At 71.2% G+C, this 6,085-nt stretch carries 9 protein-coding genes and 1 pseudogene; 4 read left to right on the forward strand and 6 right to left on the reverse strand.

Annotated features, from left to right (window positions below; genetic code table 11):
- A pseudogene (locus GTR02_RS18840) lies at positions 1-441 on the reverse strand (hypothetical protein); the annotation flags it as partial.
- Positions 442-599: 158 nt separating this feature from the next.
- Here GTR02_RS18840 and GTR02_RS18845 point away from each other — a divergent pair.
- From GTR02_RS18845 to GTR02_RS18850, 3 genes are all read left to right on the forward strand, one after another.
- A complete protein-coding gene (locus GTR02_RS18845) occupies positions 600-1,082 on the forward strand; it encodes a hypothetical protein (RefSeq protein WP_166609021.1) in 483 nt (160 codons plus the stop codon).
- Positions 1,083-1,395: 313 nt separating this feature from the next.
- Positions 1,396-1,851 carry a hypothetical protein gene (locus GTR02_RS22475; RefSeq protein WP_205709608.1) on the forward strand — a complete coding sequence of 152 codons (456 nt, stop codon included), beginning with the start codon at positions 1,396-1,398 and terminating at the stop codon, positions 1,849-1,851.
- Positions 1,812-2,069, forward strand: coding sequence for a hypothetical protein (locus tag GTR02_RS18850; RefSeq protein ID WP_205709609.1), 258 nt, complete (start codon positions 1,812-1,814; stop codon positions 2,067-2,069). Before GTR02_RS22475 ends, GTR02_RS18850 begins: the two co-directional genes overlap by 40 nt.
- 203 nt (positions 2,070-2,272) lie before the next feature.
- On the opposite strand, the gene GTR02_RS18855 is transcribed toward GTR02_RS18850, so the two are convergent.
- From GTR02_RS18855 to GTR02_RS18865, 3 genes are all read right to left on the reverse strand, one after another.
- Positions 2,273-2,872 carry a hypothetical protein gene (locus GTR02_RS18855; protein ID WP_205709610.1) on the reverse strand — a complete coding sequence of 200 codons (600 nt, stop codon included), beginning with the start codon at positions 2,870-2,872 and terminating at the stop codon, positions 2,273-2,275.
- An 89-nt stretch (positions 2,873-2,961) separates the two neighbouring features.
- The gene (locus GTR02_RS18860; protein ID WP_166609023.1) at positions 2,962-3,396 is read right to left on the reverse strand and encodes a hypothetical protein; all 435 of its coding nucleotides are present in this window, start codon (positions 3,394-3,396) and stop codon (positions 2,962-2,964) included.
- 94 nt (positions 3,397-3,490) lie between these two features.
- Complete coding sequence (locus GTR02_RS18865; RefSeq protein WP_166609024.1) at positions 3,491-3,973, reverse strand: hypothetical protein; 483 nt, start codon at positions 3,971-3,973, stop codon at positions 3,491-3,493.
- A gap of 333 nt (positions 3,974-4,306) precedes the next feature.
- Between GTR02_RS18865 and GTR02_RS18870 the strand changes: the two genes are divergently transcribed.
- Complete coding sequence (locus GTR02_RS18870; protein ID WP_166609025.1) at positions 4,307-4,828, forward strand: hypothetical protein; 522 nt, start codon at positions 4,307-4,309, stop codon at positions 4,826-4,828.
- Positions 4,829-4,893: 65 nt separating this feature from the next.
- Here the strand turns inward: GTR02_RS18870 and GTR02_RS18875 are convergent, their stop codons facing one another.
- Both GTR02_RS18875 and GTR02_RS18880 read right to left on the reverse strand, forming a co-directional pair.
- A complete protein-coding gene (locus GTR02_RS18875) occupies positions 4,894-5,370 on the reverse strand; it encodes a hypothetical protein (RefSeq protein ID WP_166609026.1) in 477 nt (158 codons plus the stop codon).
- 111 nt (positions 5,371-5,481) lie between these two features.
- The coding region (locus tag GTR02_RS18880) for a hypothetical protein (RefSeq protein WP_166609027.1) at positions 5,482-6,085 on the reverse strand (604 nt) is incomplete at its 5' end.

Raw genomic sequence — 6,085 nt, forward strand, 5'->3', positions numbered from 1 at the left:
GAGGAAGACGCTGCCGCCGCTCAGCCACCCCCACCCCTCCCACAGCGCGTGGTGGCACCGGTCGCCGGTGAAGGGGGCCAAGACGTCCAGCAACGGGCTCAGCGCCTGCGGGCTGAGGGTGCCGCGGCGGACCTGGACCTCGGCCCAGCGACCTTCGCGGGAGAGGGGAACCTCCCCACCGGAGCGCGGTGGCGGGGCGGGAGTGGTGATGGCCTTCCACTGCATCAGGGCGTGCGGGATGCGACCGGTGCGGGCGCAGACCCCGGTCCACGTGGTCGGCTCGACCGCAGGTTCGGGCTCCACCGAGTGCAGCACGCGGGCGTAGGCGGGGTAGCCGCGCGGGACCGTGCGGCACACCGCGCCGAAGCCGCCGCGCAGGCGGGGGGCGATCCAGTCACCGACAGCGGGGTCGGCTGCCGTCTGCAGGCCCTCCATGCTCACCCGGTCATCGTGCCCGTCCGCATCACCAGCCACCAGGTACGGGGCGGACGGCGACATGACCGCATGTTCGAGCGGGCACTCCCTGGGTGGGGGAACGCCGTGACTGCTGCGTGAGTCCACGAGGCGTGGGAGCTCGTCGAGTCTTCGCGGCCACCGGAGTGCTGGCCTTCGTCTGCGCCGCGCTGGGCATGCTGCCGGCGGCGTCGGCAGCAGCCAAATGCGTGGGCCCGCAGCTGGTGATCGGCACCGACCCGGAGGCAGCATCGGTGGGCGGTGGGGAGGGTTCGGCCCCGGTGACGGTGGAGCGGTGCGGGCATCTGCAGGTCGCCGGACAGTGGTTCCGCGACGGTTGCGACGACACCAGTGCGGGGGGCGCGGGGTGCGCGGGTTCGCCGGCAAGCTCGGAGAGGCCCCTGCGCGGGGTGGACTTGGTGCTGGAGCAGGGCGTCTCGTCGTGGACGCTGGGCACTGCCGACGCAGCCGGTCGCGGTGAGGGCTACTCCATCGCGTGGGAGGTGGACCTGCCTCCAGGGGCCGTACCGGGTCCAGCGGTGGTGAGCGCTGCCGGCGTGGAGGTAGCTGTCGAGATCAGCGACTGGCGACGCGCGACGATGAACTCGCACGCCCGCGACAAACCGTGAGGTCGTCGCAGCGGGGGCCCCGTCCGCCACGCAGAAGTCGCGAGGTCGTCGAGCCCCGCCTGAGCGGCTGGTGTCGGATCCGTCGGGGACAGTGCTCGGCGTGATCTTCACGGGGGAGGGTGCGCGCTGGTGATCGACCTCCGGGATGTCGCCGCACCACCGTGGGAAGACGATCTGCTGGTCACGGCTCAGCTCAAGGGGGTCGTGGACGGGTGGTCGCTGGCGCGTGGTGCGCGCTGCGCCACGTTCGAGACGGTCTGGGGCTCCGGCGGCGGTTGGCGGGGGGGCGCTGGTGCCCGGTGAACGTCCTCTCGTGGTTGCCGGCGCGTGGGAGCGCCACGGCGTGTGCGGGTACGACCTGTCGGGGCAGCGGCTGTGGCAGGACCGCAGCCGCACGAACGTGGAGGTCGTCACAGCCCTGGCTGGAGGTCGGGTGGCCGTCACCTACCTCCGGAGAGCCACCCGCGTGCTGGAGGCCGCGTCCGGGGAGGAGGTGCGCTCCCTGCGGGGGGCGTTGCAGGTGTTCGCGCTGCGTCCAGACGTCTCGCTGGCGGTGGGCAGCGACTGGTGCCGCCTGCTGGACCGTTCGCTGGATCCGCTGGGGTCGAGGATCTCGACGTCCGGCCGTGGCGGGTTCGTGTCCGCGGCCACCGACGGCGAACACCTGGCGGTCGCGGAGATCGGGGGCCGTTGCGCATCATCGACCCCGACGGGCGGGAGCGGGCGAGGGTGGCCGAGCACTTCCGTCACGTCCTCCACGACCCCGTGACGGGGACCTGGGTCGCAGTCCACGAGACCTGCGAGGGGAGGAACTCCCTGTTCCGGTTCAGCGACGACGGAGAGGTCCTGGAGCGACGTCCCTCAGACCTCCGCGTCGGCGGTACAGCGACGATGCGCGGGGGCAGGACGTTGATCCTCATCACGGCGGAAGGCGTCGCAATCATCGACTGCGCGGACTGGAGCGTGCGAGAACTCGAGGCGACGTGAGTCCGCGCGCCTGTTCGGGGTTCCGCTCGAGCAAGTCGTGGACCGTCACACGCACAGGTCAGGTGAGCAGGTTCGAGAGCAGCATCGACCGCCGCTGAGGCGCCTGTGCGCCGCGCTGATCCAGTGCTCGCCCCGGACGTGTCCAGATGTCGGCGACGTCCCGGTCGCGGCATGAACACGCGGGGTGCTGTGCCGTGCGTGGGTCAGGAGTAGTGCGGTGGCGTGTCCGCGGGGTCGGAGAGGACGAGATCCAGCCCCGACCGGACCAGCAGGTCCTCGATGGCGGCACCGGAGGCTCCGATGCCGGCGTAGTGCGGGTCGACGTCCTTGGTCAGGCACCAGGCCCGGTCCGCGGGCCACACGAAGGCGGGGACGGGCAGCCACCATCGGGCGTCCGACGTCCGCAGCGCCTCGCGCCACTGATCCTCGTCACCGAGGGCGGACAGAGGGCCCTGGAAGAGGAAGTAGTCGCGGTCGGGGAGCTGCCAGGTCGGGCGGGCTGGTCCACCGGCTGGGGTGACGCCCCAGCCGTCCCAGAGGGCGAAGTAGCAGTCGTCGACGGTCGTGGTGTGGGCGCTCAGGACATCCACGGCGGTACGCAACTGCTCGGTCTCCGTGCCACGGTCCTCGTCGCCGGCTACGTCGCCCTCTCGCTGGCCGGTCTGGGTGGGGTCGGGGATGAAGCGCAACCGGGCGTAGCGCTCGAAGCCGTCGGGTCCCAGGCAGACCAGCTTCCCCCACGAGGAGTCGGTGCTGTCGAGCCAGGCAGCCGCGGAGACATCGCAGCACAGGGTGACGGTCACCGGTACACAGTCGCGTGTGATGCCCCCTCACGTCACGTCCGCCGAAGGTCGCGCGCGACCAGCGGCATGAGCGTGACCATCACCGTTCGTCAGGAGTCTCCGAGCATCGGGGCTCCTCCTGCATGGGGCAGTGTCGCCGAGGCCAGCGCGTAGGCGCCGTCGGTGGCCTCGATGTGCATGTTGAAGGTGACTTCGGCGATCAGCTGACCGTCGTCGTCGAAAGCCCGCATCGGGGCATCGAGAGCGGGACGAGGTGTCTGACGAGCGACGTCCAGCAGGGCGGTGAAGCCTTCGACTGCCCCCTGAGCGTGCTCCAGGTTTCCCTGGAAGTAAGGGTCGCTGCTGATCCCCGGAGCTCGGGCGGTGAGGTCGTCGACTGTGGCTCGGGCGCCCTCCAGACAGGCGCGCATGAGGTCTTCAGCAGTGGGGAAGCCGGAGACGGTCTCGTAGATGTTTCCGCTGTAGCGCCGGGCGGGGCTGCCCTGCTGGGCCGGACGCGGCGTGTCAGACGCGGCTGAGGACATGAAGCTCCAACGCCGCAGCTAGAGGGCGCGTTCCGACCCGGCGGAGTGGCATGAGGTCGCGTGCGCGCGAAGGCGGCACGACCGCGCGGCCGAGTCAGCTGGCCTCTACCGCCCAATCGGGCACGGCAGATGTGAAGGCCACCTTGGTCCAGAACTGCTCCTGAGCGGACGTGAGCTCACCGGTGGTGCCGGGTTCGGCGGGGGGCTTGAGCAGGACGTGGAAGGGGGTCGAGTCCACCTCACCGCTGCGGACCACGACGACCGGGGCGTCACCCAGAGCCGCTTCGCAGGCGGGTAGCTCGCCGCGGCACACGATGACGCCAGACCCGTCGCTCATGACGTCGAGGACCGGGTGTCCCCACCAGGCGCTGGTGAAGGCCAGGGGAATGTCTGCGGGTAGCTCGACGGGGACGGCGAAGGTGGCGGGGTAGCGCTGCAAGGACTCCCTCACCTGGCCTCGCCAGTCGATGAGGTCGTCACCGGGACGGTCTGGGCTGTCGATCGGTAGCTCGACCAACGCTGGCTGGGTGTAGACGCCTGGCTCCGGCGCGGCAATCGTGCTGGGGGTGGTCGTCACGCTCTCAGCTGGGAGTACCGGCGCCGCGCTGGTACCTGGGTCAGCGCACGCGGTCGACATCAACGCGGTCGCCAGCGCAGTCGCGGCAAGAGCGTGAAGCGTTCGCACCCCTCGACTATGCGGCATCAGTCGCCGGCACGTCATCGATCGCCACATGCGGCTCGTCACCCGGAGGAGCGAACGCCGCGCGCGCCCATAGCGCGCGACCAACGGTACGAGCGCGTGCTCCGCGCGACCAGCGACATGACCGGTAACTCGTCGGGCGTCACAGCGGGGATGTCGTGACGCCGCTGGTGCTGGACGACGCAGCTGCGGCAGTCGCATGATCGGAGGATGGAGATGCCGCCTCGCTCGCCCCGCCTGTCGGACCGGCTGCTGGCCACCTTCGACCTCGACTGCGGTGAGCTGATCCCCGGCCATCGCCTCATCGCGCGCGGGCTGGCCGACGAGGGACGCTCCAAGGACGACTTCCGGGGCGGCACCGACAACATCGAGCAGCAGATGATCGGCCTGGAGTACGAGCTGGTTCCCGGCATCACGGCTGAGGAGGCCGCTGCGGCTGGGGTGCGTGACCTCATCGTGGACGCCGGCTACAGCGTGGACGTGCCGCTGGTGTGGAGCACCGGTGACGAGCGCAGCGGCCCGAGCAGCCAGTGGAAGCCGACAGGTGGGCCGAGCAGCGCCGGGCAGTTCGGGCCCCACCCCCTGCCCGCAGGCGCCGGCCGTGTGCGCTTCACGCTGCACCCGGTGACGGCCGAGGGAATCGCGGCGGGCCACCCGTACGGCGCGCCGGAGCCGGCGGGGCAGGTCGTCATCGAGCTGGGTGCCGGGACGGCGCGGTGGGACCCCGCCTGAGACCACCACGTGATCCGCTGGCTCCCGCTTGTCCGCCGACAGAGCCACGAGCGCGCGTGCGGCGGTCAGTCCTCGCGGAGCTGGTAGTCGGGTTGGCGCAGCTGCCCCCAGGCGAAGGCGGACTCGGCGATCCAGTCCTGCAGCCGGTCGGCCAGGTGCTCGGCGATCTCCGCCTCCGAGGTGGGCGGGTCCACTTCGGACGGGTCCGTCGTCCACCACGGGGAGGGCAGCCAGTCCTCGTAGCGGTCGCCCGGGGCGTCGATGCGGATCCACACGTCCCCGCCGCGGCCGTGGACACCCCAGTGCAGGCTCAGGGCCTGCACCTCCTGCGCGCTCATCATGCTGTCCACCACCGGCTCGACCACCCGTCGCCGCAGCCGCGCCAAGCGCTCGTCCTCGGCGTCGGTCACCGCCCCTGGGTGGGGCCACTCCTCGCTCGGCAGCGGCTTGGCGTTGTGCTCCACGCGCCACCCTGCCGGCTCCGGGCCGTTGTAGAGCTCACTGACGACGTCCTCGAGGGGGTCGTGGGGGTGGCCGGTCACCCGGCCAGGATGCAGCGCGGCGCCCGGTCGATGCAGCTGACTTGATGCTCATCCACCGCTTGGTCATCGACATGAGCGCGAGGTCGCTGGCCGCCGAGAGTGGCGGAGGCTTCAGTGCGGCGGTCTCACGTCCTGCAGTTGTACCTCGAGTCGACGATCGGCATGGACGGCGTCAACGAGCACGCGTGGGCCCACCAGGTATGTGTAGTCGTAGTCAAGGTCGGTGGCCACCAGCCAGGACCGGTCGAGGGGCCAGAGCAGGCTGGGGCTGTGCCGCTCGAACCAGCGCTGGTCCTTGTACCGCCAGCTTCGTCCGAGGGTGTGGAGCGCGGCCAGCGGGGCGGTGAGCAGCAGGCAGCTGCGGGCGGAGGCCTGCAGGCGGGGAGCGGAGTTGAACAGCTGTGACGGGAACGCGTTGTCCTGCGGTGCTTCGACGTGGAAGGGGTCGCCGTAGAAGTCGCTTCCCGCTCCGCCCAGGATCCAGGTCAGGCCCTCGTCGAGGGCGATGAAGCAGCGGGTGGTGGACCCGGAGTAGCGGGTCAGGTGGCCCAACAGTGCGTCCCAGCCGGTAGCGCCGAGCTCGCCGAGATCCGGGGGGCCACCGGGCCAGTCGGTGCGGGTGGTGCGACGGGTGTTCACGGTGCCGGCGACGTCGTCGAAGGTGCTGTCGGTGTGCAGGCGGTGGCCGGTGACGGCGGCGACATGGGCCCAGGGG

The sequence above is a fragment of the Kineococcus siccus genome (assembly GCF_009906795.1).
In the GTDB taxonomy this organism is placed as follows: domain Bacteria; phylum Actinomycetota; class Actinomycetes; order Actinomycetales; family Kineococcaceae; genus Kineococcus; species Kineococcus siccus.

Bases quoted from the DNA above. Each gene is read 5' to 3' on its own strand.
- GTR02_RS18860 (WP_166609023.1), bottom strand. From the start codon at position 3,396: ATGTCCTCAGCCGCGTCTGACACGCCGCGTCCGGCCCAGCAGGGCAGC.
- GTR02_RS18870 (WP_166609025.1), top strand. From the start codon at position 4,307: ATGGAGATGCCGCCTCGCTCGCCCCGCCTGTCGGACCGGCTGCTGGCC.